Raw genomic sequence first — 25,387 nt, 5'->3', positions numbered from 1 at the left:
AGGAAATCCCCCCATGCGCTGGCACAAGCGTCTGCTCACCGCAGGGGTCGTCGGCGCCGTGGCCATGACCGCTTCCGCGTGTGCGGGCGGCCAGGTACGCGGTGCCAGCCAGCCCCCTTCGGCCCCCGCCACCCAGCCAGGCGCGAGCACCGGCACGAGTGCGGCCCCCGCCGCGGCCAACGACAAGACCTTCGTCTACGCGCCCAACCTCGAGGTGGTCACCGACTGGGACCCCGCGACCTCGTACTCCAACGAGAACATCGCGATGCAGAACATCTACGAGTCGCTGACCCGCTACAACGCCGAGAGCAAGAAGCCCGAGCCGCGCCTGGCCACGGAGTGGAGCTCGGCCGACGGCGGCAAGGAGTGGACGTTCAAGCTCCGCGAGGGAGTGAAGTTCCACTCGGGCAACCCGGTCACGGCCGAGGCCGCCAAGAAGGCCATCGAGCGGACCATGAAGCTGAAGAGCGGCGCCGCCTACATCTGGGACGCGGTCAAGAAGATCGAGGCTCCCGACGACGGCACGCTGAAGTTCACGCTGAAGTACGCCACCCCGCTCGACCTGGTCGCCTCCTCCGGCTACGCCTCCTACATCTACGACACGAGCGTGGTCGACAAGGTGAAGGACGGCACGACCGACGCGGGATCGGGCCCCTACACGGTCGACACCTGGGCCAAGGGCAAGGAGACCGAGCTCACGCTCAAGGCCTTCGACGACTACTGGGGCGGCTGGAAGCCGGGGCAGTACAAGAAGGTGGCCTTCCGCGTCACGCCCGAGCTGACCACGGCGTGGCAGCTGCTGAAGAACGGCGAGGTCACCTTCGTCCAGCGGCTCAACCCTCAGCTGTTCGCGCAGGCAGGCTCCACGCCCGGGGTCCAGGCGACGCGGACGCCCTCCTTCCAGAACCTGATGCTGCTGTTCAACACCGAGAGCGGGCCGCTCAAGGACGTGCGGGTACGGCAGGCGCTGCAGAAGGTCCTCGACTACGACGGCCTGGCCGCGGCACTGGAGGGCGCGGGCGTGAAGGGCTCCGGCCTGGTGCCGCAGGGCCTGCTCGGCTTCACCCCCGGCCTGGAGCCGAAGCAGAACCTGCAGGAGGCGACCGACCTGCTGGCCGCCGCCGACTACGGGCCCGACATCAAGGAGCTGAAGCTCAGCCTCACCTACGCCCAGGGCGACGCCGACCAGCAGCTCATGGTCACGCTGCTGAGCTCGCAGCTGAAGAAGCTCAACGTCACGCTGCAGGCCAAGCCGATGCAGTGGAACGCGCAGTGGGATCTCGGCAAGAAGAAGGGCCAGGACATCTTCGTCATGTACTGGTTCCCCGACTACGCCGACCCCTACTCGTGGTTCGTCAACGTCTTCCGCAGCGCCGACCCTGTCTCCTTCAACCTCTCCTACCTGAAGGACGAGGCGATCGACAAGGCGATCGACGGGCTGCCCGAGCTGACGGCGACGGACCGGGCGGCGGCCGAGCAGGCCTACGCGGACCTGCAGAAGAAGATCATTGAGGAGAAGGCCGCGGTGGCGGTGCCGTACGTGCAGACCTATCAGCGCGCACTGACGGCGGGCGTGCAGGGGTACGTCGACAACCCCGCCTACCCGAACGTCGTCTCCTTCTACGATCTGACGCTCGCCGGGTGATCGGGTACCTGACGCGCCGGCTCGGCCAGGCCCTCCTGGTCGTGGCCGGCGTCGTCACGCTCACGTTCGTCATCATGCGGCTGGTTCCCGGCGATCCCGCCGTCGCATACGCCGGGCCGAAGGCCACGCCCGAGCAGCTGGCGGCCGCCCGGCGCCAGTTCGGGCTGGACGAGCCGCTCTACGTCCAGCTCTGGAACTACGCCAGGGACCTGGTCACGGGCGACTGGGGCACGAGCCTGCGCACCAGGCAGCCGGTGCGCGAGGACCTGTTCACGGCCTTCCCCGCCTCGCTGGAGCTGGTGGGCGCGGCGCTCATCCTGGCCATCGTGGTCGGGATTCCCGTGGGCGTCCTCGCCGCCCGTCATCGCACGAGACTGCCGGACTTCGGGGTACGGCTCGGCTCGATGCTGGCCGTCTCCGTGCCGGTGTTCTGGCTCGCCCTCGCCCTGCAGACCGTCTTCGCCAGCCACCTGGGCTGGTTCCCCGTCGCGGGCGAGTACGACGCCGCCCTCGACACCACCAGCCCGCTCACGCTCTGGACCAACATCACGATCGTGGACGCCCTCATCACCGGCAACTGGCCGATCTTCACCAGCACGCTCGACCACCTCGTGCTGCCCGCGCTGGTCGTCGCCGCCTACCCGGCGGGCGTGATCGCCCAGATGACCCGCGCCGCCCTCATCGAGGAGTCGGGCCAGGAGCACGTACGGCTGGAGCGCGCCCTGGGCTTCGGCGAGACGACCATCCTGACCCGGTTCGCGCTGCGCCCCGCGCTCAACCCGGTGCTGTCGCTCATCGCGCTGGTCTTCGCCTACTCCCTGGTCAACGGCTTCCTCGTCGAGGCGGTCTTCAACTGGCCGGGCCTCGGCCGCTATGCCTTCAACTCGATCAGCTCGCTCGACACGCCGGGCATCGCGGGCGTGACCCTGCTGGTCGCCGTCGTCTACGTGCTGGTCAACCTGGTCGTGGACCTGCTCCAGGGCGTCATCGACCCCAGGGTGCGGACCCGATGACCGCCGTCGAGCCGCGCAGGCGGCTGCCCAGGGTGCCCGACCGCTTCGCGGCCCTCGGGGCCGTGCTGCTCGTGCTCATCGTGGCGTCGGCGATCTTCGCGCCGTGGCTGGCGCCGTACGCGGAGAACGACCCGAAGCCGCTGGACAGGCTGCTCCCGCCCGGCTCCGCGCACTGGTTCGGGACCGACCAGGTAGGGCGCGACATCCTCACCCAGATCCTGTACGGCGGGCGCACCTCCCTGGCGATCGCCGCCGCCGTGCTGACCGTCTCGGCGCTGGTCGGCGTCACGCTCGGCGTCGTGGCGGGCTACGCGGGCGGCTGGGCCCGCGACGTGATCATGCGGATCACCGACATCTTCCTCGCCTTCCCCGCGCTGCTGCTCTCGCTCGCGCTCGCCGTCGTGCTGCAGCCGAGCGTGACCACGGTGATCCTGGCGATCGCGGTGACCTGGTGGCCGTGGTACGCCCGCCTGTCGGCCTCGGTGGCCGCCTCCGTGGCCACCAGGAGCTACGTCGACGCGGCCCGCTGCCTCGGCGTGCCCGCGCCGGTGATCGTGTGGCGGCACGTGCTGCCGAACTCGCTCACGCCCGTCCTGGTGCAGCTCTCGCTGGACGCCGGAGGGGTGATCCTGACCGCGGCCGCCCTGTCCTACCTGGGCCTCGGCGCGCACGAGCCGACCGCCGAGTGGGGCCTGATGGTGCAGCAGGGCCAGACCCTCTTCACCACGAACTGGTGGGTGGTCACCTTCCCCGGCCTCGCCATCCTGGTGACCGCCTTCGCCTTCAACGTGCTCGGCGAGGGACTGCGGAGCGCGCTCGACCCGCGAAGGACGGTGATCAGGTGATCAGGGTGCGCGACCTGCGCGTCGCCTACGGCGACAGGGTGGTGGCCGAGGTCCCCGAGCTCGACGTGGCGCGCGGCGAGTGCGTGGCGATCGTGGGGGAGAGCGGTTCCGGCAAGTCCACCACGCTGCTGGCGCTCCTCGGCCTCACCGAGGGCGCCCGCGTGACGGGAGAGGTGACGGTCTGCGGGGTGGACGTCCTGCGGGCCAGGCCCCGCGAGCTCCGCGCCGTTCGCGGCGCCAAGGCGGCGCTGGTCATCCAGTCCCCGCAGGCGGCGCTCTCCCCGACGACCAGGCTCGGCGTGCTGATGCGCAGGGCGCTGCGACTCCACGGCTCCACGGGCGGCCCCGGCTCCACGGGCGGCCCCGGCTCCACGGGCAAGGGGACGCGCGGGATCGACGCGGTGATGGCCCAGGCGTGCGAGGCGGTGCTGCTCGATCCGGCGATCCTGCGCCGCTACCCGCACGAGATCTCCGGCGGCCAGGCCCAGCGGTTCGCCATCGCCCTGGCCATCGCGCTGGGCGCCGAGGTGATCCTGGCCGACGAGCCCACCAGCGCCCTCGACGTCACCGTCCAGGCCGAGGTGGTCGGGGTGCTGCGCAGGCTGCGCGAGGAGCGCGGCCTGGCCGTCCTGCTCGTCTCCCACGACCTCGCCCTGGTCTCCACGATCGCCGACCGCGTGCTGGTCATGAAGGACGGCGCGGTCGTGGAGTCGGGCCCCGCCCGCCAGGTGCTGCGGCACCCGGACCATCCCTACACCCGTGAGTTGCTGGAGGCGCTCCCATGATCATGCGCGCCGACGGCGTCACCCTCGGATACGGCGGCACCGCCGTCGTCCACGACGTCACGCTCGACATCACCGAGGGCGGCGTCGGTCTCATCGGCGAGTCGGGCTCGGGCAAGACCACGCTGGCCCGCGCCTTCCTCGGCCTGCTCAAGCCCACGAAGGGCACGATCAGCTTCCACGGCACGGACCTGCGCAAGGCCGGCACGAAGGCGTTCAGGAAGGCCGTGCAGCCGGTCTTCCAGGCAGAGTCGCTCGACCCCAGGATGTCGGTGGCCCGCTCCATCGCTGAGGGCAGCCGCGACAGGGCGGCGGTGCCCGCGCTGATGGAGCAGGTCGGCCTCGACCCCGCCCTCGGGACGCGCAGGCCCCACCAGCTCTCCGGCGGCCAGCGCCAGCGCGTGGTCATCGCCAGGGCCCTGGCCGTACGGCCCGAGCTGCTCATCCTCGACGAACCGACCAGCGCGCTCGACGTCACCGTCCAGGCGAAGATCCTCGACCTGCTCGAAGGGCTCGGGACCGAGCGGCTGCTCATCACCCACAACCTGGCGGTGGTGGGACGGCTGTGCCGTACCTCCCATGTGCTGTTCGCCGGAAGGATCGTCGAGTCGGGGCCGACCGAGGACCTGCTGCAGCGTCCGGCGCATCCCTACACGCTGGCGCTGCGCGACGCCGTACCGAAACTCGGGGGTGCGCCGCCGGTCGCCAGGGGCGGGACCGAGGCGGCGCCCGCGCCGACCGGGTGCCCGTTCCGGCTGCGCTGCCCGCTGGCCGTGCCGGAATGCGAGAGCGCGCCCGAATTGCGCGAGGTGGCGGGCAGGAACGTTGCCTGCCACCGCGCGGAGCTCGTGCTTACAGGGCTCGCAGCCCGTTGATCACTTCCAGCATCACCTTCGCGTCGGGCGCGGGAGGCGGCTTCTCGACCTCCACCAGCTTCTGCGCGTGCAGGTCGCCGACCAGCACGCGCACGACGCCGATGGGCAGGTTCAGCTCGGCGGCAACGTCCACCAGACGCGTGGGCTTGGTGCACTGCTGCAGGATGATCAGGTGCTCGGGGTTCAGCCCCACGGGCATGGCGAGACCGCCGGCCGTGATGATCACGGCGATGAGGTCGATGGCCTCGCTCGCCGGCACGGTGCGACCACGGGTCAGCAGGTAGGCGGGGACGATAGGACCTGCGTCCTCGTCCAGCCAGCGCTCCTCACTCACTGGTCACCACCCGCATGCGCCGGGCAGGCTCGGGGTCGTGCTCCTGCGGGGTGACGCTCTCCTCCTCCGAGCTCCTGCGCTCGGAGACGAGCTCTCCTGGGATCAGCACGATGGCGGTGGTCCCTCCATATGGCGAACCGCGCAACGTCACGCGGATGTCGTGCCTGGTGGCCAGGCGGGCGACGACGAACAGGCCGAGCCTGTCGCTGTCGGCGAGATCGAACTCGGGCGGGTTGGCCAGCCGCTCGTTGAGCTCGGCCAGCTCCTCCTCGCTCAGCCCGAGACCCCTGTCCTCCACCTCCACCGCGAACCCGTGGGCGGCGAGCTCGCCGCGGACGGTGACCGTGGTGTGCGGAGGGGAGAAGACGGTGGCGTTCTCGATGAGTTCGGCGATCAGGTGGATGACGTCTCCCACGACGGGCCCGGCCAGCGAGTGGTCGGGCATGGGGGAGACGGTCACCCTGGTGTAGTCCTCGACCTCGGCGGCCGCGCCGCGCACCACGTCGTGCAGCGGCACGGGCTTGCGCCAGCCACGTCCAGGGACGGCGCCCGACAGGATGATCAGGCCCTCGGCGTGCCGGCGCATGCGGGTCGTGAGGTGGTCGAGGCGGAACAGGTCGTCCAGCGCCTGCGGGTCGGTGGCGGTGCGCTGCATGCCGTCCAGCTGGATGCGCTGGCGGTGCAGCAGCGTCTGGCTGCGCCTGGCCAGGTTGCGGAAGACCTGGCCGACGCCCGCCCTCAGCTTCGCCTCGCCCACGGCGGCCTCGACGGCGGTCTGCTGGACGGTGGCGAAGGCCTTGCCGACGTCCTGGATCTCGGCGGTCCTGCCGGGCACCGTCAGCTCGGGCACCTCGATCTCCTCGCCCTGCCGCAGCTTGCGGACCACCTGCGGCAGCCGGGACTCGGCCACTTCCAGCGCGGCCGCGCGCAGCGTGGCCAGCTCCCTCGACAGCCGGTTGCCCATCCGCAGCGAGATCACGATCGACACCACCACGACGACCAGCCCGGTGCCCGCCAGGACCAGCGCCCGCACGAGCACCGCGTCCGCCACCGGCTCGGCGCGTTCGGAGAGCAGCGCGCTCGCGCTGTTCTGCGCCTCGTCGATGGTGGTGGCCAGCGCGTCCGAGGCGGCCGGCCAGCCGGTCGGGGCGTGACCCGCGATGATCTGTTCTTCCATGATCCGCAGGCGCTGGTAGGCGGGCGAGGTGATGATGCCCACCTGGATCTCGCGCAGCGGCGCGTCCAGCTCGGCGAGGGCCTGGTCGATGAGGAAGCGGCGGTTGCCGACGAGCTGGGTGAAGAGCTTGCGCTCCTCCTCGCTCGGATCGCCGACCGCGATCGCCTGCTCCCTGGTCAGCAGCTCCTTGGCGTACCCGAGGTTGATGACCAGGCGCGACTGCTCGTAGATCGGGATGTCGTCGATCAGCGCGACGCCGCGTTGCAGGCCGAAGAGCGCGTCGGAGATCGCGTTGTAGGCCTCGATCGTGGGCACGATCGGCGACAGGCCCGCGTCGACCTCGCCCCTGATGGCCTCCAGCTGCGACACCTGCGTGAGCACCGTGTCGATCTGAAGGCGGACGGCCGGCGTCGACGAGCCGCGCGAGAGCTCCGACAGCTGGCGGAAGCGCTCCCTGGCGGTGTCGGTCTTGGACCGCTGGGTGTAGGCCGCGGCCTGCTCGTCGGGGGTGGCGCGGTCGACCAGCGACGCCGAGGTCAGGCGTTCGCGCTGGAGCTCGCTGATCAACTTGCTCGCGGGCTGGCGCAGGTTGGCCCAGCGTTCCTTGTACGAGCGAAGCTCGAGGCTCTCCCCTGCTGTCACCGCGACGATGATGGCCCATAGAGTGACCATCGAGACAAGCGGGACCAACAGTAGGCCGACGATCTTCACTCTGATCGTGCGGCTTCGGGCCATGGCACCTCACTCCGGTCGGTCCCTGGCATCGGAACCCCGGATTGGGACACAGGAGATCCTAGCAACAGGACCTCACAATTACCCGATTTTTCGGGATTTTCGGCACTGTTTCGTGATCTTGCAGTAAGTTCAGCACAAGATCGGGAAGTGGGGGAGGCAGATGCGCCGTCGGCTGATCGCGGCCGCGGCCGCGCTTCTCCTTGCCGGCTGTTCGGTCCAGCCGGCGCGGCAGGAGCCGCCGCCCGCCAAGGAGTCCACGTTCGTCTACGCGCGGCATCTGGTCGTGGTCACCGACTGGGACCCCGCCACCTCGTACTCCAACGAGATCGTCGCGATGCAGAACATCTACGAGTCTCTGACGGTCTACAACCCGGTCACCAAGAAGGCGAGCCCTCGCCTCGCCACCTCGTGGCGCGTCACGCCCGACGGCAGGACCTGGACGTTCACCCTGCGCTCCGGCGTCACCTTCCACACCGGCCGGCCGCTGGACGCCGCCGCCGTCAAGTCGTCGATCGAGCGCACCATGCGCTCCGGGAGCGGCCCCTCCTACATCTGGGACGCGGTCGAGAACATCAGGGCCGACGACCCGCTCACCGTGACGTTCACACTGAAGTACCCCGTGCCGCTCGACCTGGTCGCCTCCTCCGGCTACGCCGCCTACATCTACGACACCGCCGCCGCCCGCGACCTCAAGGCCTGGTTCGCCGCGGGACGCGACGCGGGCACCGGGCCCTACACCATCGCCACCTGGAAGAAGGGCAAGCGCGACGAGCTCACGCTCAAGGCGTACCGCCCCTACTGGGGCGGCTGGAACAGGCCCCACTACACCAGCGTCAAGTTCCTCGTCATCCCCGACCCCGGCGAGGCGTGGCAGCGGCTCCTGCGCGGCGAGGCCAGCTTCGTGAACCGGCTGAACCCCGCCCTCTACCGCAGGGCGGCCGGGACCGCGGGAGTGCGCACGGCAGAGACACCGTCGTTCCAGACCGCGATGCTGCTCTTCAACACCGCCTCGGGGCCCCTGGCCGACGTCCGGATCCGCAGGGCGCTGCGCAAGACCATCGACTACGACGGCACGCTGCGCGCCCTGCGCGGCGCCGCCTCACCCGCGACGGGCGTGGTCCCCGAGGGGCTGCTCGGCCATCTGCCCGGCCGTACGCACAAGCAGGACCTGCAGGGCGCCACGGAGCTGCTCGCCGCCGCGGGGTACGGCCCCGGCGGGCGCGCCCTGCGCCTCACCCTCACCTACGCCGAGGGCGACGAGGACCAGCGGGTCTTCGTCGAGCGCCTGGTGGCCACGCTCGCCCCCCTCAACATCACGCTGGTGGCCAGGGCGATGCCATGGGACGCCCAGTGGGCCCGCGGCAAGACGCGGGGGCAGGACATCTTCCTGATGTACTGGTGGCCCGACTACGCCGACGCCTACTCGTGGTTCGCCAAGGTCTTCAGGAGCGCGGAGGAGACCGAGTTCAACCTGACGTACCTGAAGGACCGGGTCGCCGACGGGCTCATCGACACCCTGCCCGAGCTGACCGTCACGGACCGGGCGGCGGCGCAGCGCGCGTATGCCCGGCTGGACCGGCGCCTGCTGGACGTCCAGGCGGCGGCCGCGGTGCCGTGGGTGGTCAACTACCAGCGGGCCTACCTGGGCGGCATCCAGGGCTACAACGACAACCCCGCCTACCCCGAGGTCGTCTTCGCCTACGACCTCCGCCCAGCGGGCTGACCCGGACAACCTCCACCGCGCGGCAAGGCCCTCCCCTCGGGCGCGTGACGTCCTCTTGTGGGGGCCGAGCTTCCTCAAGCCCCCTGGGGTGGGGCCTGCGGGCCCCTCACACCCCCCGGATGGGGCTTTGAGAGCTGTCGAAGGACCTTCATGCGTTGCCATCCCGGAGAAGACGGACAGCGAAGGCCGGCTGAGCGCGGTTCCTGGTCTGCGCAGCGGCCGAGGGTGGTGACGGGCGCCGGGTGGGGTAGCGGGGCGGTGTGCCGACCGCGTCCGCCACCGTCACGGCCGAGCGCGCCGGCGTGGCGCGCCGCTGGGGCCCGCGGCTGCTGGCCGCCCTGACCGGCGCGTGCCTGGCCCTCGCCTTCCCGGCCGTGAACGCCTGGTGGTGGGCCTGGTTCGGCCTGGTGCCGTTCCTGCTCCTGGTGGCCGGCGCGGGGACGTTCCGTGAGGCGGGGTGGCGGAGCTGGTGGGCGTCGGCGGGCTTCTTCGGGACGCTGCACCACTGGGTGCTGCCGTTCCTGGGCGTGTTCTGGCCGCTGGCGGTGCTGGTCATCGGGCTGGTGTGGGTGCCGTTCGGGCTGGTCGCCTACGGGCTGCTGCGGCGGGTCTCCCCGGTCAGGGCGGGGGTGGCGCTGCTGGTGCTGCCCTCGGTGTGGGTGGCCGTCGAGGCGCTGCGTTCGTGGCAGCACCTCGGCGGGGCGTGGGGGCTGCTCGGGTCGAGCCAGTGGCAGGTGCGGCCGGTGCTGGGGCTGGCCGCGCTCGGCGGGGTGTGGCTGCTCAGCTTCACCCTGGTCGCGGTCAACGCCGGGCTCGCGCTCGCCGTGCTGCCGGACGCGGGCCGGCGGGCCCGGCTGGCCGGTGGGGGAGCCGCCGTCGCGCTGGCCGCGCTCGCCGTGTGTTCCGGGCTGGTACGGCCGGAGCCCGTCGTGACGGGTGTCATGCGCGTGGCGGGCGTGCAGCCGGGCCCCGTACCCGGCCCGGAGCGCCGCGTGGCCACGCACCTCCGGCTGACCGGCGAGCTGGCCGGCCGTGACCCCGACGTGGTGGTCTGGGGCCAGAGCAGCGTCGGTCTCGACCCCGCCCAGCGCCCTGACGTGGACCGCCTGCTGCGCAGGGCGGCCGCCGAGGTGGGCGCCGACCTGCTGGTGAACGTGGACGCCGCGGATCCCTCCGGCCGGATCGCCAAGGCGGCCTACCAGTACACGCCGGACGGGGTCGTGGACACGTACGTCAAGCAGCGGCTCGCACCGTTCGGCGAGTACATCCCGCTGCGGCCGGTGCTCGGCTGGATCGCGGGGCACACCGAGGCGGCCGAGAAGGACCGGATCACCGGTGCCGGGCTGGCCGTGTTCGAGGTGGCCGGCCGCCGGGTGGGGCCGCTGATCTCGTACGAGTCGACCTTTCCCGACCTGCGGCGCGGCCTGGCCCGCAAAGGCGTGGACGTGACGATCACGCAGGGGTCGCTCACGACGTTCCACGGGAGCTGGGCGCACGCGCAGCAGGCGAGCTTCGAGGCGCTGCGGGCGGTCGAGTCGGGCCGTCCGGCGGTGCTGGTCGAGCTGGACGGCACCTCGGCGGCGTTCGACGCGCGCGGCGGGCGGCTGGCCTGGTTCCCGCCCGAGTACCGCGGCGCGTTCGTGGTGGACGTGCCGCTGTCCGTCGAGGAGACGCCGTACGTGCGGCTGGGCGACTGGGTGCCCGCCCTGGCGGGCGGGATCGCGCTCGGCGCCGGGGCCGCGGCAGCCGCCCGGCGGATGAGCAGGTCGCGTAACCGGTAGCGGGGTCAGGCGTCCTGGGGTGGGTTCTCGACGCGTTCGCGCAGGCGGGAGCGGATCTCCTCCGGCGTGTAGGCGCGGCGGCGGCGTTCGGCTCGGGCGATGACCACGCCGGTCGCGGCCACGCCCGCCATGCCCGCAAGGCCCAGAATCTTCCACCACTTCGTGCGCATGTGCCTAGGGTAGTGCTGTGCTGACTCTCGACGAGGCCGTCAACCTCACCCGTACCGGCGACCTGTGGGTGTTCAGAGGGCGTTCGGTGCCCGACAGGGCCATCCAGACCGTGACCAACAGCCCGGTCAACCACGTGGGCATGTCGATCGTGATCGACGACCTGCCGCCGATGATGTGGCACGCGGAGCTCGGCAAGTCGCTGCTCGACCTGTGGTCGGGCACGCACCAGCGCGGAGTGCAGCTGCACGACCTGCGCGAGGCGGTCACCGTCTGGGGCCGGAGGTACGGCCAGCGCGGCTGGTTGCGCCAGCTCGAACCGCAGGCGACGCGCGAGATGGAGGACGCCGCGCTGCGCACGGTCGCCAGGCTCGACGGCACGCCGTTCCCCTCGACGGCGCGGCTGGCCGGCCGCTGGCTGCGCGGCAGGGTGCCGCGGCTGCGCAGGAGGGCGGCGGCGGAGAACGAGGCCACGCTGGAGCGGGCCTACTGCGCCGAGGTCGTCGCGGTGACCTACGAGGAGATGCGACTCCTGCCGGGCGGGCGCAGGCCCAACTGGTACGACCCCGGCAGGTTCTGGAGCGGCGACGACCTCGACCTGCTGGAGGGCTACAAGCTGGGCGGCGAGATCGCCGTGGCCGTGCCGCCGACCGAGGAGTGAGCCGGCGCCCGGGTCAGCCCGCGAGCTCCCACACCGAGTCGAACGCCTCCTGGCTGATCTCGGTCAGCTCCCAGATCTCGAGGGCCTGGTCGGTGAGGAAGCCGTGCTCGTCCTGGAGGTGCCGCCACCAGTAGCGGTGGACGCGGCGGTGCGCGTCGATCTCGATCTGCCTGATCGCCCACTGCTCGCCGTCACCCTCGACGCTCTCGAACAGCCACAGCCCGCCGTCGTCGTCGGCGGCGCGCCAGCGGCGGCGGGGCAGGTCGGACTCGGCCAGCTGCCTGACGAGGGGCTCGCGTAGATCTGGAAGCACGTCGCCCACTCTAGAAGGCGGCACCGACACAGAACGGCGGCCGCTCGACGAGGTGATCCGCTAGGCAGCGCTCGTCCAGGACTCCCCCATGATCGCGCAAGGACGGCGCGGTGCCCTGGATCCCGGTAGTCCGTCCGGTCCACAGTGCGTGCTTGGACGGAGGAGCCGGGGAGGCGGGGGAGGCGGCCACGGTCTCGCCGTCGCCGTGCACCTCTTCTCGCCAGCTCCGCGCGCTGATCGCAACAGCCGGGCCTCCTGCGCTCGCATGGCGTTTCGTCGCCGAAAGGGACAGGATGCTCCGCTCCACCGTCGTGCTCTCCTCCGCCGTGCTCGTGGCGCTCGTGGGGACCCCGCCCGTTGCCGCACACCGCGCCTCGGCGCCCGGCGACGTCTACGTCGCGCTCGGGGACTCGGCCGCCGCGGGCCCGCTCATCCCGAAGCAGTCCCTGACCCAGCCCGGCTGCCTGCGCTCGAACCGCAACTACCCGGCGCTCACCGCCGCGGCCCTGGGCGTCGCCACCTTCAGGGACGTGTCGTGCTCGGGCGCGACGACGGCCGACATGTACGACGGCCAGGTCACGCCGACCGGCAGGGTGCGCCCGCAGCTGGAGGCGGTGACCGAGGACACCACGCTGGTCACCCTGCAGATCGGCGGCAACGACCTCAAGCTGACCGGTCTGATACTCAAGTGCCTCAGCCTGGTGCCCATCGTCGCCGACCCGTGCGCCGACGACGAGCCGGAGGGCGGCCCGAACGGCTGGCGGGCCAGGATCGACACGCTCGCCCCCAAGCTGGACAGGCTGATCAGGCGCGTCGCCGAACAGGCGCCCAGGGCCCGGATCTTCGTCGTGGGATACGCGACCTATCTGCCGCAGGGTGGCTGTTACCCGCGGGTCCCGGTGCTCGGCGAGGACGCCACCTGGGTGCAGGGCCTCATCAGCCGCGTCAACCGCGTGCTCGCCGACCAGGCGGCCGCGAGCGGCGCGTCCTACATCGACCTGGAGACGCCGAGCGCCGGTCACGACGTGTGCGCGGCGCGCGGCGTCCGCTGGATGGAGGGGTACGTCCCCACCGCGCCCGCCATGCCCTTCCACCCGAACGCGGCGGGTATGCGCGCCTTCGCGGACGTGGTCACCGCCGCGATCGGGGACGGCGACGTGCGCGACTCCCTCTAGGTCAGCGCGCGGCGCAGGCGCCAGGTCCCCAGGGCGAACAGGAGGGAGGTGAGGAAGGTGAACGCGTGGGGAGGAAGTCAAGACACCTTGTTCCTCAACGGGACGTCTCGGATGATCAGCCAGGTGAGGCCGAGACCGACGACGAACGTGCCCGCGGCCGCCAGGACCGCGCCGAGCGCCGAGTCGGGCAGGTTGAAGCCGAGCTGGAAGGTGATGAACGGCAGCGGCATCTTGTCGCCGATCGTGCTCTGCACGAAGAGGACCATGACGGCGGCGGGGATGATCGCCAGCAGCCCCCCGCCCTGCCATCGGTAGAAGGCGGCCGAGACGAGGACGCCCGCGACCAGCCAGGCCACGAACATCACGGTGTACTCCAGGAAGATCATCGGGGCCTGGGTGGGGGCGGTGAACAGGTGGGCCTGCCCGAGGGCCCAGGTCCAGCCGGTCAGCCCGTACAGCAGGGCCTCCAGCAGGAAGCTGATCACCAGCAGGAACGCGAGGAACGGCGCGAAGACCGCGATGGTGACGGCGGCCTGGAACCCGAACTGGCGGCGGCTCTGCCCGTGGGCGATGAAGAGCGGCAGGAACTCGGTGACCAGCGCGACGCCGACGAACAGCGCGTACCACCGGGTCAGCTGGACGGCCTTCTCCCACACGCTCTCGTCGAGGTCGCCCCAGATCGCGATGGCGACGGTTACCAGCGTGATGATCACGAGGTAGGCCAGCCAGGCGAAGACCGCCAGCCACATGTTGGCGGCCAGGAGGCGGCTGGGGAATCTCATGAGGCGGGGCCTCCCGTCAGGTGGATGAACAGTTCCTGCATGGCGATGGGGCCGGTCTCCAGACCCGCCTTGCGGGCCTCGGCGTGGTCGAGCGGGCCGTAGACCATGACGGACCGGGTCGGCCCCAGCTGCTTGGCGCCGAGGACGGTGAGGTCACGGGTGAAGGACTCGACCTGCTCGGCGGGACCGGTGACGGAGGTGCCCATGGCCAGCAGGTCGTCGGCGGGGGTGTGGACCACGAGACGGCCCTTGTCGATGATGACGACCTCCTCGAACAGGGAGCTGACCTCCTCGATGAGGTGGGTCGAGAGGATGATCGTGCGCGGGTGGGCCATGAAGTCGGCGAGCAGGGCGTCGTAGAAGGCCTGCCTGGAGGGGACGTCCATGCCGAGGTAGGATTCGTCGAACATGGTCAGCGGCGCCCTCGACGCGAGCCCCACCACCACGCCCACGGCCGAGCGCTGGCCCTTGGACATGGACTTGACGTTCTTCTTGGGGTCGAGCTCGAACAGCTCGATGAGCTCCTGCGCGTACGCGGCGTCCCATCGGGGGCGCAGGTCCTCGGCGAAGTACAGCGCGTCCTCGACGGTGCCCAGGTTGACCGTCTCTCCCGCGTCGCGGATGAGTGAGATCTCCCTGGTCGTGTGGGAGTTCTCGAAGATCGGGCGGCCGTCGGCGAGCACGGTGCCGCCGCTGTGCCTGCGGAAGCCCGCCAGCACGGACAGCAGGCTCGTCTTGCCGGCGCCGTTGCGTCCGAGCAGGCCGTAGATCTTGCCGGCCTCGAGTTTCAGCGACAGCGCGTCGATGGCGACGGTCTCGCCGTAGGCGACGCGGAGGTCGTCGATGTCGATCCTCATCTGCTGTCCCTGATCCTCTTGATCACGTCGTCCAGTGGGATGCCGATGGCCTTGGCCTCGGCCACCATCGGGTCGACCACGTCGGTGAAGAAGCCCTCCCGGCGCTCCGTCCGGAGCATGTCCCGGGCGGCCGGACTGACGAACATGCCGATACCTCGCTTCTTGTAGAGGACGCCCTCGTCGACCAGCTGCTGGAACGCCTTCTGCGCCGTGGCGGGGTTGATGCGGTAGAAGGCGGCGTACTGGTTGGTCGACATGACCTGCTCGTCTCCCTTCAGCGCCCCGCTCAGGACCTCGGCCTTGATGCGGTCCGCGATCTGCCGGTAGATGGGGCTCCGGTCGTCGAACATGGTTACTCGCTTCTATGGTTCATTACTCTTGTAATGAACCATAGAAGCCAGGCGAGGACGCGTCAACGGATGGGCGCGGTTCAGCCGAGCAGATCGGTCAGGGCGGTGCGGTCGCTGACGCCGGTCTTCTCGTAGACGGCGTAGAGGGTGTTGGCGACGGTCCTGATCGACACGACCAGGCGCTCGGCGATCTCCCTGTTGGTCAGCCCCTGCGCGGCGAGCAGGGCGACCTCGCGCTGGCGGGGGGTGAGGTCGGGCACGTCGAGGTCGAGCAGGGCGGGCGTGCGGGCGCCCTGGCAGCGGCGCGACAGCGCCCACGCCCTGGTCTGCGCGGCCCGGGCGGTGCGCGTCATGCCCTTGTCTCGGTGGCAGCGGGCGGCGTGGGCGGCGGCCTCGGCGGCATAGAGGATCAGGCCGAGGCGCTCGAACTCGAGGGACACGGCGTCGAGCTCGGCGCCGGTGGTCGCGGCGGCGTGCCTGGCGAACAGGGCGACCAGCGGGCCCTCGCCGGTGATCCGCGCGGCGACCAGCGAGGGGCGGCCCAGCCGTACGACGTCGTGGAGGAGGAAGGGCACCTGGACCGGCAGCGCCCGCTCGGCCAGGTCGAGCGCGGCGGCGACCGCGCCCGCGACGTCGCCCCTGGCGGCCAGGGTCCACAACCGGGCGTGCTCGACGGGGACGACCACGGGCGGCCCGATGGGCAGGCCGATGGCCTCGGCCCTCGCCAGCGCCTCCTCGGCCGCGGCGACCTCCCCGAGCAGGGCGTGCGCCTGGGCGAGCTCGCCCAGGCAGAGCCCCGCCCACACGCCGCGCGGGGGCAGCCGGACGGCCGCCTCGCGGCAGGCGGCCAGCGCGTCCGCGACACGGCCCCTGAGCCTGAGCACCCGCGCCTTGTGGGCGCCGAACTCGACGACCGCCCTGGCCCACGCGCCGAACTCGCCGTCGAGGCCGCGCCCCTGGTCGGCGTAGCGCTCGGCCTCGTCGAGGTCGCCCAGGTGGAGCGCGGCCTGGGTGGCGGCCTCGAGCAGCGCGGCCCGCAGGCTCGGCAGCGCGTGGGGCACGCTGTCGAGCACGGCCTCGGTGCGGGCGACCACCCGCAGGCTCTCCGCGGCGCTCCCCTTGACGGCCAGGAGCGTGGCCTCCGTGGTGCCGAACGCCCGCACGTTGCGGGGCTCGGTGAAGGGGCTCATCGTCATGGCGGACCGCAGCGTGGCCGTGGCCCTGTCGAGGTCGCCGGTGAAGGCCTCCAGTGACGCCCTGGTGCCCCGTGCCCCCTGCCGCGCGTGGAGCAGGGTGACCGAGCGCTCGCTCTCCTCGATCAGCGCCATCGCCCGCTCGACCTGGCCCAGACCCCAGAACAGGTTGAACGCCCTGGACACGCCGCAGTTGGTGCGCGAGTTGTCGTCCATCTCCAGCTTCCACGCCGCGGCGAACACCTCCTCCGACTCGGTGTAGCGGTCGGCGTAGAAGAGCACGGTGCCCAGCGCCATCGCGGCGGGCAGCCCTCCGCCCGCGGCGGCGGCGGCCCTGGCCAGCCGCTCGGCCAGGTCGAGGTCGCGGACCATCCTGGCCCTGTCGCACGCGGCCAGCAGCAGCGCGGGATCGGCCGCCGCGCCGCTGTCGAGGCGCCAGACGGCCACCCTCAGCACGTCCTCGCGACGGCGTAACCCCGTCTCGGTGACCGTGTCGGCCAGCCTGCGCAGCAGCTTGCGGGCGCGCAGGGTGCCGCAGCCGCGCCTGATGACCTCGCCGTAGAGCGGATGGGCCAGGCGTACCTGCAGGCGCCGCCCTTCGACGTCGACGGTCACGAGCTGGCGGTCCTCCAGCCGTTCGACCGCGGCGGAGGCGGCCAGCGCCGACAGCAGGTCGGCGCCCAGCGGCTCGCCGTAGGCCAGGAACTCCAGCACCTCGCGCTCGTCGGGGGTGAGGTCGCCGATGCGGCCCGCGATCGTGTCGCGCAGCGAGGGCGTGATCGCCAGCGGTCCGCGCCACCGCCACACCCCGCCCACCTCGGCCAGCACCCCCGACAGCACCAGCTCGCGAAGGTAGAGGGCGTTACCGCGGCTGGCCTGCCACAGCCTGGTGACCGCGCTCCGCTCCACGCCCCCGCCGAGCGCCCGCTCCAGGATGGCGGCGCTCTCCTGCGCGGTCAGCGGGCCCAGCTCCATGCGCGGCAGCAGGTCGTCCTTCCACAGCGCCTGCACCGCGTCGGGCGCGGGCGTCTCCGTGCGCAGCGTCGCGATCACTTTGGTACGGCCCCGCGTCACGAGATGGTGGACGAGCGCGGCGGAGGCGGCGTCGAGCAGGTGCGCGTCGTCGACCACGAGAACGGGCGCGCGCACCGCGTCGGCCGCCCAGCCGAGGGGGTTGCCCGCGGGAGGCGTGGAGGGCAGCAGCGCGGCGAAGGCGCCCAGCGGCAGCTCGGCCGCCGCGGCCGTGGCCCGCACCCAGGCCACTCCCTCGGCCTCGTGGACGGCCTGCGCCACCAACCGGCTCTTGCCGACACCGGGCGGCCCCACGACGACCACGCCGCGGACGGCGGACCTGATCTCGGTCAGCTGCGCCGCGCGACCGGCGAAGGGCCACGACCGTGCCACCCTGGAAGGGTATTTGAGTAGCCCGTACTCATGCGAGGGGATTGCGGGGAGAGCAGGGTCGGACCATGGATGTCACGGACTTGGTGAGACGGAGTCTGGGTGATCCCACCGCGAGGATCGCCGCGCGTCGCTCCGAGCCGGTCGCGCACCCCTCGGGCGCGCTGTCCACCGTCTCGCTGCGCCGGGTCAGCGGCACCACCACGTCCGGCGCGCCCTGGTCGTTCGTCGTGAAGTCGATCAGATCGATGCGGCACTGGCCCGGCATCGCGTCCGTGCCCGACGATGTCAGGCAGGCGGCGATCGCCAACTTCCCCTGGCGTGCCGACCTCGACGTCTACCTGTCGGGGATGGAACTGCCCAAGGGACTGCGCCTGCCCCGCCTGTACCACCTGGAGGACCTGGGCGACGAGCGGTACGTGATGTGGCTGGAGGACGTGGCGGTCGACGCCGCGCCGTGGGACCTCGGCCGCTACCGCGCCGCCGCCAGGCTGCTGGGCGAGCTGGCCGCCATGCATCCCGCCACGGGGCCCAACCTCGGGCTGCGCCACTACGCGGACGGGCCGCTCCGGCACGTGTTCCTCCCGGCGCTGCGCGACCCCGACCTCTGGCGGCACCCGCTGGTGGCCGCGCACGCCGACCCGCTGCTCCGCGCGGACCTGATGGCGCTGGCCGACCGGGTCGAGCCGCTCATCGAGGCCGTCGGTGAGCTGCCGCACGCGCTCTCGCACGGCGACGCCTGCCCCGCCAACCTGCTCGTGCCCGCCGACGGCTCGGCGGAGTTCGTGGCGATCGACTGGAGCTGGCCCTACCCGGCGAGCGCGGGCTTCGACCTGGGCCAGCTCCTGGTCGGCAGGGCGCACACCGGCGAGCTCACGGCCGCCGAGCTGCCCGCCGTGCACGAGGCGATCGAGGCCGCCTACGTCGAGGGCTCGGGCTTCGCCCCCGCCGACGTGGCCTTCGGCTACGCGGCCACGCTGGTGCTGTGCAGCGCGTGGACGGCGCTGCCGTTCGAGCGGCTCGGCGAGCCGCCCACGCCCGAGCTGCACGAGCTGTTCCGCAGGAGGGCGGGGCTGGCCAGGTTCATCGCGGACATCGGCAGGGGCCTCTAGCGCAGGAGCCCTTCGAGTAGCCCCTTCACCTCCGTGGCGGCGTAGGCGTCGCGGTCGAAGGGGCCCAGCAGGACGGGACCGTCCGCCGGTGAGTCGGGCAGGCGGCCATGGCTGCCGCGGACGGGCGAGGGGTCGAGCGGCACGACGGACATCGTGTAGCGGAAGCCGAGCTTCTTGCGGGCCAGGGCCAGGCCCGCGCGGGCCTTGACGAAGGGATCGGCCGGGTCCATGAACAGCTCGGCGGGGTCATAGCCCGGCTTGCGGTGGATGTCGACCAGCCGGGCGAAGTCGGGGGCGCGCTCGTCGGAGAGCCAGTAGTAGTAGGTGAACCAGGCGTCGGGCTCGGCGACGGCGACCAGCTCGCCCGAACGCGCGTGGTCCAGGCCGTACGCCGCCTTCCCCGCCTCGTCCAGCACCTCGTCGACGCCGGGCAGCTCGGCGACCACCTTGCGGGCCAGCGGCAGGTCGGCCGGGTCGCGGACGTAGAGGTGGGCCACCTGGTGATCGGCCACGGCGAAGGCCCTGGAGGCCCATGGGTCGAGGTACTCCATCCCCGCCTGCGTGTAGACCTCCAGCAGCCCGGCCGAGCGCAGGGCGCGGTTGACGTCGACTGGCCTGGTGGCGGCCGTGATGCCGTACTCCGACAGCACGACGAAGGTGGCCTCCTCCGCCAGCAGGGGAGCGAGCGCCGCGTCCACGGCCCTGGCCGCGTCGACCGCCTCGGGCCCGTCGGGGCCGTGCCGCTGCAGGTCGTAGTCGAGGTGCGGGACGTAGACCATGAGCAGGTCGGGGCGGTGCGCGCGCAGGATGTGGCGCGAGGCGCCGACGATCCACTCGGTGGCGGCGATGCCCGCCCCCGGACCCCAGTAGCTGAACAGCGGGAAGGGCGGCAGCTCGTCGTGGAGCGAGGGCGGCCTGGTGTAGCAGTCGGGGGACTTGCGGCCGTCCGCGTGGTAGATCGGGCGCGGGGTGACGAGCAGGTCCGAGGCGGCGCCCATGGCGTACCACCAGCAGACGTTGGCGGTGCGCAGTCCGGGCACCGAGTCCCAGAGCTGGCCGCCCTGGATCAGCGCGTTGTGCTGGCGCCACAGGAGGATCTCGCCGAGGTCCCTGAAGTACCAGCCGTTGCCGACGATCCCGTGCTCGCGGGGGAGCGTGCCGGTGAGCAGGGTGGCCTGCACCGAGCAGGTGACGGCGGGCAGCACGGGCCGCAGCGCCGCCGCGGCGCCGACCTTCGACACTCGCGGCATGTGCGCGAGCAGGCGCGGGGTCAGCCCGACCACGTTGATCACGACGAGCGGCGGCATCACAGCTCCTTCAGTCCGAGCGCGGCCAGCTCGTGCCGCATCCAGTCGAGTTCGGCGGCGATCCCGCCGATGACGTCGGGCTCGTCGAGCACGGTCCAGGTGTAGGTCTCGACCTCGACGTGCCTGGTCGAGGGGGCGGCCAGGACCGCCGCCATCAGCTCGCGCAGGTATCCCGCCGTGGTCGTCAGCGGGGGCGGCGGCGCGGCGTGCAGCGGCATGTGGAAGTGGGTGCGCCACCTCTCGCCGTACGGCAGGCGCGCCAGCGCCTCGTCCAGGTCGTCGGCGTATCCGGAGTCGCACCGGGTCTGGTGCAGGAAGCGCGCCTCGTCGTAGGCCGCGAGCGCCCCCTGCGCCCCCGGCGGGGTCTCCAGCGCGCACGAGGCCTGGAGCTTGACGATCGGCAGGTCGCCGAAGTCGAGGCCCTCGAACCCGACGGCCAGGTGGCAGGCGTCCAGGCACACGCCGAGCAGGTCGTCGCGCGGTAGGAGTGCGGCGGCCTGGGCGGTGTTCTCGATGACGCAGCCTGGCTCGGGCTCGAAGGCGATCCTGATCGTCTTGCCGGTGCGCTCGGCCACCTCGCGCAGCCCGCGGACCAGGCGGCCGAGCTGCCCGGTCGGCGCCCCTGCGGTGCGCCAGGCGAGGGGGAGCGTCGAGATCGAGCCCTCGGTGACGTCGTCGGGCAGCAGGAAGGCCAGGATCGCGGCCAGGTCGAGCGTGTGGCGCAGCCGCTCGGGTGCGGACCAGTCGGGAACGTAGACCCTGTGCTTGACCACCTCCTGCTGGAAGCCCTGGTAGGGGAAGCCGTTGAGGGTGACGACCTCGAGGCCGTGCGAGTCGAGCGCGGCGCGCAGCCGGACGAGCTCGTGGTGGTCGGCGACCAGCGCCCTGGCCGCTCCCACGGGCAGCCAGAGCCCCAGCCCCAGCCGGGCCACGCCGAGCAGCGAGCGGACCCTGGCCGAGAAGCCCTGCAGCTGGGCGTGGATGCCGTCCAGGTCCTCGGCGGGATGGACGTTCGTGCAGTAGGCCAGGTGGACGGTGGAGCCGCCGGGATGTAGGAAGCGCATCAGCCACCCCGCTTGATCGTGTTGCCCGCGTAGTCGTCGCCCAGGTCGGGGCCCTCCACGTCGGCGTGGTAGAAGGCGACGGGGTTGTCCCACAGCACCTGGGTCACCTGGGCGGAGGTGAAGCCCGAGGCGAGCATCGCCTCTCCCACGGCGCGGGTGCGCAGCGGATCGCTGCGGCCCCAGTCGGCGGCCGAGTTCACCAGCACGCGCTCGGTGCCGTACTCCTTCAGGATCGCCACCATCCGGCCGGGGTCCATCTTGGTGTCCGGATAGATCGAGAAGCCCATCCAGCAGCCGGAGTCGGCGACCATGCCCACGGTGACCTCGTTGAGGTGGTCGATCAGCACGCGCTCGGGCGGCAGGCCCTTGACCACGTCGAGCGTGCGTCTCGTGCCCGCGGCCTTGTCGCGGTGCGGGGTGTGCACGAGCACCGGCAGGTCGTGCTCCACCGCCATGGCCAGCTGCGCCTCGAACGCCTTGTCCTCCGCCGGCGTCATCGAGTCGTAGCCCACCTCGCCGACCGCCACCACCGACTCCTTGAGCAGGTAGCGGGGCAGCTCGTCCAGGACGGGCAGGCAGCGGGGGTCGTTGGCCTCCTTGGGGTTGAGCGCGAGCGCGCACAGGTGGCGGATGCCGTGCTGGGCCGCCCGGTAGGGCTCCCAGCCCAGCAGTGAGTCGAAGTAGTCGAGGAAGCTGCCGACGTTGGTGCGCGGCTGCCCGAGCCAGAAGGCGGGCTCGACCACCGCGCGCACCCCCGCGTCGTGCATGCGGGCGTAGTCGTCGGTGGTCCTGGAGGTCATGTGGATGTGGGGGTCGAAGATGCGCATCAGATCCTCTCCAGCACGTCGGCGGGCACCTCGCGCCCGGCGGCCCGCCGTTCCTCGGCGAAGGCGGCGAGCATCGCGATCAGCTCCTCGTCGAGCCGGACGTCGAGCCCGGCGAGCGGGATGGACATGAACACGCACTTCAGCACCGCGTGCCGGTAGGTGTGCGGGTCCAGCCAGCGGGCCGCGTAGGGGCCGAGCGCCGCGGCCACCAGCCTGGCGTCGTTGGTGCGCAGCGCGTCCTCCACCAGCGGCACCGCCGCGTCACCGAGGTCGAGTTCGGGCAGCGCCTCCAGCACCGCGAGGCGCTCGCCCGCGTCGCCGCGCCGGTACAGCTGGGCGACCGTCTCCGCGTCCACCTGCCGCAGCAGGGCCATCCTGGCCGAAGGGCCGCCCAGCCGCGCCGCCCCGGGGAAGAGCCGGTGCGCCGCGCCGGGGTCGTCCTTCACCTGTCGTACGGCCTCAGCCGTCCAGTCCCGCATGTGCCCTCCTCAGGAAGTCGATCGAGCGCCTGGCGACCTCGGGAGCGGCATGGCCGTGCCTGGCCAGCTCGACGGCCACCTGTCCCTCGTAGCCGCGCAGCGCGGCCAGTACCGGCGGGAAGTCGATCTCGCCCTCGCCGAACTCCAGGTGCTCGTGCACGCCTCGCCGCATGTCCTCGATCTGCACGTGCGCCAGGTACGGCAGCGCCCTGCGCACGCAGGCGGGCACGTCCTGCTCCTCCAGGCAGCGGCAGTGCCCGAGGTCGAGCGTGAGCCCGAAGCGCGGATGCCCGCCGAGCTCGCCGCGCAGCCGCTCGTACCCGGCCAGGTCCTCGACCAGCATCCCCGGCTCGGGCTCGAAGGCGAGCGTGACGCCCACCGCGTCGGCGTCGTCGAGCAGGCTCTCGCACCACCCGGTCAGCCGCTCCCACGCGCGCTCTTCGGGGAGGTCGTCTGGCCTCGCCCCGCTCCACAGGTGCACGACGGGAGCGCCGAGGTCGGCGGCGACCCGCATGGCCCTGCGCAGGTAGTCGGCCCTGCGCCAGGCGTCGTCGCCGAGCAGCGTCGGGTGGTGCTTGCGCCACGGGTCGAGCGTGTAGCGGCCGCCGGTCTCGACGACCGCGCCGAGGCCGAGCTCGCCGAGCAGCTTGGCGGTGCGCGCCACCTCGGCCGCCAGCCCGGCTGAATAGGGGTCGAGGTGGCCGTGGTCGAGCGTGATGGCGGCGCCGGAGTAGCCGAGGTCGGCCAGTACGGCCAGCGCCTCGGGCAACCGGTGGTCGCGGAAGCCGTTGGTGCAGTAGGCCCAGTTCATGAGGTCGCCATCCGCCTGGACAGCAGGCCGCCCGCGGGCCCGGTGGCCAGGAGCGCCGCGGCCTGGACGGGCCTGCCGTGCCCGGCGACCGTGGCGGCCTGGAGGGGGATGAGGGCCATGATGCCGTGCCGTACGGCCTGCCGTACGTGATCGGGGCCGGGGTCGGAGCGCAGCGCGGCCTGGGAGGGGAGCGCCGCTCCCAGGTAGCCGGCCAGCAGCGGGGCCGCGGACGGGCGGGAGAGCGCGGTCAGCGCGGCGGCGGTGGCGGTGGCGGCCACGGCGCCCGCCACGGTGGAGGGCGTGGCGCCCTTCACCTCGGCGCGGCCGAGGACGCTGATCCCGTAGGTGTGGGCGGCGATGGCCAGCGCGGCGGGCGCGGCCTTCATCGAGCCGCCTGCGCCGAACATGACGTCGAGCAGGCGGCAGGTGGCCATCGCGGCAGGGCCCGCGGGCGTGTGCTTGAGCCGCAGGTCGTAGGCCCACACCGCGCCCGCGAGCAGGCCCGCGAGCATGAGCCCGCGCCTGCCGTCGCCGGCGGCGGCCGTCAGCAGGCCCGCGCAGGTCAGCCCGGCCGCCACCGCGAGCGCCTGGTTCGGGGCGACCCTGCCGGAGGGGATCGGCCGCTCGGGCCGCTCGACGGCGTCGGCGTGCCGGTCGGACCAGTCGTTGAGTGCCATGCCCGCCCAGTAGAGGAGGACGGACGACAGCGCCCGCGCCGGGCTCGCCGCCCTGCCCGCGGCCGCCGCGCCGGCCATGGTGTCACCCGGCACGGACAGCGCGGCGGGCGCCCTGACCAGCTCCAGCCACGCCCTCACGCCAGCGCCTCGGCGAAGGTGCGCAGCCGCTCGTACTGGACGGCCAGCGCGTGCTCGTCGCCGCCGAGCGGGTCCTTGAAGAAGTAGCCCAGCTCGCCCAGCACTCCCGTGCGCCCGCGCTCGTGCGCCCTGGCCACCAGCCGCGCCAGGTCGAGCACCAGCGGGGCGGCCAGCGCGGAGTCGCAGCCCTGCCAGGTGAACTGCAGGGTCATCCGCACCCCCATGAAGCCCTCGAAGGTGACGTGGTCCCATGCCGTCTTCCACTCGCCGAGGTCGGCCACGTAGTCGATGTGGGTCCGCCCCTCGACCTCCCTGCCGAGGATGCCCGGCACCGTCCTGTCCTTCGAGACCTCCTTGCTCTGCCGCGCGGAGGGATCGGCCAGCGTCGCCCCGTCGCCGCCGCCCAGCAGGTTGAGTCCCGACCACGAGCGGACCTTGAGCCCCCTGCCCGCGAACATCGGCGCGAGCGCGCTCTTCACCAGCGTCTCGCCGGTCTTGCCGTCCCTTCCCGCGTACGGCAGGCACTCGGCCGCCGCCAGCTCCTCGAGCGCGGGGAGCGCGGGCCCCGCCGAAGGCGTGAACGCCACGTAGCCGCACCCCGCGCGGAAGGCCGCGTAGGCGTAGAGCGAGCTGGGCGGCAGCACCTCGGCCCCACCGGCCAGCGCCGTCTCCAGCGCCCCGAGATCGGCGAACTCGGGCCGCCACGTCACGGGCGGCTCGGTAGAGGACACATCCACCACCACGACCCTGTCGAGACCGTGCCGGTCGCGGAAGGAGATCAGGTCGCCGGCGAGGCGGGCCGCGGCCGCGGCCTGTCCGCCTTCGCGGGAGTATCCGGGCCTGATCTCCGCCTCGGCGGCGTCGAGCTCATCGGCCAGCAGGGCGGGCAGGGCCGGGGGGATCACTCCCGCCTCGCTCAACCGCTCGGCCCGCTTGCGCAATGAGATCGAGGCGATGTCGTGCCCGCCGAACATCAGCTCGCCGATGCCGGGTAACCCGCAGGGTGGCAGCGACTCGGCCACGCATCCCTGGGGAGGCAGCAGTCCCGACCTGATCGCCGCGGCTCCGGCCACGACCGTTGTAGCGACAGAACCGCGGGCTCCGATGAGCCAGAGACCGGTAGCGGACACGAGGTGCCTCCCATACATATGTGGCTAATCGG

The 25,387-nt window shown here is 72.3% G+C and carries 25 protein-coding genes; 10 read left to right on the top strand and 15 right to left on the bottom strand.

Annotated features, from left to right (window positions below; genetic code table 11):
* Positions 1-13 precede the first annotated feature (13 nt).
* From H4W81_RS26965 to H4W81_RS26945, 5 genes are read left to right on the top strand one after another with little or no spacing between them, the layout of a single operon-like run.
* Positions 14-1,645, top strand: a complete 1,632-nt coding sequence (locus tag H4W81_RS26965) for an ABC transporter substrate-binding protein (protein WP_192777377.1) — start codon at positions 14-16, stop codon at positions 1,643-1,645.
* Positions 1,642-2,658 (top strand): ABC transporter permease, encoded by a 1,017-nt coding sequence (locus H4W81_RS26960; RefSeq protein ID WP_192777376.1) that lies wholly within the window; start codon positions 1,642-1,644, stop codon positions 2,656-2,658. The genes H4W81_RS26965 and H4W81_RS26960 overlap by 4 nt, the downstream gene beginning before the upstream one ends.
* A complete protein-coding gene (locus tag H4W81_RS26955) occupies positions 2,655-3,503 on the top strand; it encodes an ABC transporter permease (RefSeq protein WP_192777375.1) in 849 nt (282 codons plus the stop codon). Before H4W81_RS26960 ends, H4W81_RS26955 begins: the two co-directional genes overlap by 4 nt.
* Positions 3,500-4,288, top strand: coding sequence for an ATP-binding cassette domain-containing protein (locus H4W81_RS26950; protein ID WP_192777374.1), 789 nt, complete (start codon positions 3,500-3,502; stop codon positions 4,286-4,288). Before H4W81_RS26955 ends, H4W81_RS26950 begins: the two co-directional genes overlap by 4 nt.
* Positions 4,285-5,160 carry an ABC transporter ATP-binding protein gene (locus tag H4W81_RS26945; RefSeq protein ID WP_192777373.1) on the top strand — a complete coding sequence of 292 codons (876 nt, stop codon included), beginning with the start codon at positions 4,285-4,287 and terminating at the stop codon, positions 5,158-5,160. Before H4W81_RS26950 ends, H4W81_RS26945 begins: the two co-directional genes overlap by 4 nt.
* Here the strand turns inward: H4W81_RS26945 and H4W81_RS26940 are convergent.
* Positions 5,138-5,494: a DUF742 domain-containing protein gene (locus H4W81_RS26940; RefSeq protein ID WP_192777372.1), complete on the bottom strand. Its 357-nt coding sequence runs from the start codon at positions 5,492-5,494 to the stop codon at positions 5,138-5,140. The genes H4W81_RS26945 and H4W81_RS26940 overlap by 23 nt on opposite strands.
* Positions 5,487-7,313, bottom strand: coding sequence for a sensor histidine kinase (locus tag H4W81_RS26935; RefSeq protein ID WP_318781981.1), 1,827 nt, complete (start codon positions 7,311-7,313; stop codon positions 5,487-5,489). Before H4W81_RS26935 ends, H4W81_RS26940 begins: the two co-directional genes overlap by 8 nt.
* A gap of 253 nt (positions 7,314-7,566) precedes the next feature.
* Between H4W81_RS26935 and H4W81_RS26930 the strand changes: the two genes are divergently transcribed.
* Both H4W81_RS26930 and lnt read left to right on the top strand, forming a co-directional pair.
* Positions 7,567-9,129: an ABC transporter substrate-binding protein gene (locus H4W81_RS26930; protein WP_192777370.1), complete on the top strand. Its 1,563-nt coding sequence runs from the start codon at positions 7,567-7,569 to the stop codon at positions 9,127-9,129.
* A 260-nt stretch (positions 9,130-9,389) separates the two neighbouring features.
* Positions 9,390-10,910, top strand: coding sequence for an apolipoprotein N-acyltransferase (lnt, locus tag H4W81_RS26925; protein ID WP_318781980.1), 1,521 nt, complete (start codon positions 9,390-9,392; stop codon positions 10,908-10,910).
* A 5-nt stretch (positions 10,911-10,915) separates the two neighbouring features.
* Here lnt and H4W81_RS26920 read toward each other — a convergent pair whose 3' ends face one another.
* Positions 10,916-11,080: a hypothetical protein gene (locus H4W81_RS26920; RefSeq protein ID WP_192777369.1), complete on the bottom strand. Its 165-nt coding sequence runs from the start codon at positions 11,078-11,080 to the stop codon at positions 10,916-10,918.
* 20 nt (positions 11,081-11,100) lie between these two features.
* On the opposite strand from H4W81_RS26920, the gene H4W81_RS26915 reads away from it, so the two are divergent.
* Positions 11,101-11,739, top strand: coding sequence for a hypothetical protein (locus tag H4W81_RS26915; RefSeq protein ID WP_225960203.1), 639 nt, complete (start codon positions 11,101-11,103; stop codon positions 11,737-11,739).
* Between the two features lie 13 nt (positions 11,740-11,752).
* Here H4W81_RS26915 and H4W81_RS26910 read toward each other — a convergent pair whose 3' ends face one another.
* Positions 11,753-12,052 carry a hypothetical protein gene (locus H4W81_RS26910; protein WP_192777367.1) on the bottom strand — a complete coding sequence of 100 codons (300 nt, stop codon included), beginning with the start codon at positions 12,050-12,052 and terminating at the stop codon, positions 11,753-11,755.
* A 152-nt stretch (positions 12,053-12,204) separates the two neighbouring features.
* Here H4W81_RS26910 and H4W81_RS26905 point away from each other — a divergent pair, with 152 nt between their 5' ends.
* Entirely contained in the window at positions 12,205-13,227 is a 1,023-nt protein-coding gene (locus H4W81_RS26905; RefSeq protein WP_225958809.1) for an SGNH/GDSL hydrolase family protein, read from the top strand.
* Positions 13,228-13,304: 77 nt separating this feature from the next.
* Here H4W81_RS26905 and H4W81_RS26900 read toward each other — a convergent pair whose 3' ends face one another.
* From H4W81_RS26900 to H4W81_RS49490, 4 genes are all read right to left on the bottom strand, one after another.
* Entirely contained in the window at positions 13,305-14,009 is a 705-nt protein-coding gene (locus H4W81_RS26900; protein WP_192777365.1) for a hypothetical protein, read from the bottom strand.
* Positions 14,006-14,866, bottom strand: coding sequence for an ATP-binding cassette domain-containing protein (locus H4W81_RS26895; RefSeq protein ID WP_192777364.1), 861 nt, complete (start codon positions 14,864-14,866; stop codon positions 14,006-14,008). Before H4W81_RS26895 ends, H4W81_RS26900 begins: the two co-directional genes overlap by 4 nt.
* Positions 14,863-15,216 (bottom strand): GntR family transcriptional regulator, encoded by a 354-nt coding sequence (locus tag H4W81_RS26890; RefSeq protein WP_192777363.1) that lies wholly within the window; start codon positions 15,214-15,216, stop codon positions 14,863-14,865. Before H4W81_RS26890 ends, H4W81_RS26895 begins: the two co-directional genes overlap by 4 nt.
* An 80-nt stretch (positions 15,217-15,296) precedes the next feature.
* Complete coding sequence (locus H4W81_RS49490; RefSeq protein ID WP_192777362.1) at positions 15,297-17,813, bottom strand: helix-turn-helix transcriptional regulator; 2,517 nt, start codon at positions 17,811-17,813, stop codon at positions 15,297-15,299.
* Positions 17,814-17,896: 83 nt separating this feature from the next.
* Between H4W81_RS49490 and H4W81_RS26880 the strand changes: the two genes are divergently transcribed.
* Entirely contained in the window at positions 17,897-18,922 is a 1,026-nt protein-coding gene (locus H4W81_RS26880) for a phosphotransferase (protein ID WP_192777361.1), read from the top strand.
* Here H4W81_RS26880 and H4W81_RS26875 read toward each other — a convergent pair.
* Genes H4W81_RS26875 through H4W81_RS26845 form a run of 7 tightly spaced genes read right to left on the bottom strand, consistent with a single transcriptional unit; the run spans position 18,919 to position 25,355 of the window.
* Entirely contained in the window at positions 18,919-20,229 is a 1,311-nt protein-coding gene (locus H4W81_RS26875) for an alkaline phosphatase family protein (protein WP_192777360.1), read from the bottom strand. The genes H4W81_RS26880 and H4W81_RS26875 overlap by 4 nt on opposite strands.
* On the bottom strand, positions 20,229-21,293 hold the full coding sequence (gene eboE, locus H4W81_RS26870; RefSeq protein WP_192777359.1) for a metabolite traffic protein EboE: 1,065 nt from the start codon (positions 21,291-21,293) through the stop codon (positions 20,229-20,231). Before eboE ends, H4W81_RS26875 begins: the two co-directional genes overlap by 1 nt.
* Entirely contained in the window at positions 21,293-22,120 is an 828-nt protein-coding gene (locus H4W81_RS26865; RefSeq protein ID WP_192777358.1) for a TatD family hydrolase, read from the bottom strand. The genes eboE and H4W81_RS26865 overlap by 1 nt, the downstream gene beginning before the upstream one ends.
* Complete coding sequence (locus tag H4W81_RS26860) at positions 22,120-22,599, bottom strand: EboA domain-containing protein (RefSeq protein ID WP_192777357.1); 480 nt, start codon at positions 22,597-22,599, stop codon at positions 22,120-22,122. The genes H4W81_RS26865 and H4W81_RS26860 overlap by 1 nt, the downstream gene beginning before the upstream one ends.
* Entirely contained in the window at positions 22,580-23,410 is an 831-nt protein-coding gene (locus tag H4W81_RS26855) for a sugar phosphate isomerase/epimerase family protein (protein WP_192777356.1), read from the bottom strand. The genes H4W81_RS26860 and H4W81_RS26855 overlap by 20 nt, the downstream gene beginning before the upstream one ends.
* Positions 23,407-24,225, bottom strand: coding sequence for an SCO3242 family prenyltransferase (locus tag H4W81_RS26850; RefSeq protein WP_318781979.1), 819 nt, complete (start codon positions 24,223-24,225; stop codon positions 23,407-23,409). Before H4W81_RS26850 ends, H4W81_RS26855 begins: the two co-directional genes overlap by 4 nt.
* Positions 24,222-25,355, bottom strand: coding sequence for an inositol-3-phosphate synthase (locus H4W81_RS26845; RefSeq protein ID WP_318781978.1), 1,134 nt, complete (start codon positions 25,353-25,355; stop codon positions 24,222-24,224). The genes H4W81_RS26850 and H4W81_RS26845 overlap by 4 nt, the downstream gene beginning before the upstream one ends.
* Positions 25,356-25,387 lie beyond the last annotated feature (32 nt).

The sequence above is a fragment of the Nonomuraea africana genome (assembly GCF_014873535.1).
Lineage (GTDB): Bacteria > Actinomycetota > Actinomycetes > Streptosporangiales > Streptosporangiaceae > Nonomuraea > Nonomuraea africana.
This window is presented reverse-complemented; position numbering and strand designations above follow the sequence as displayed.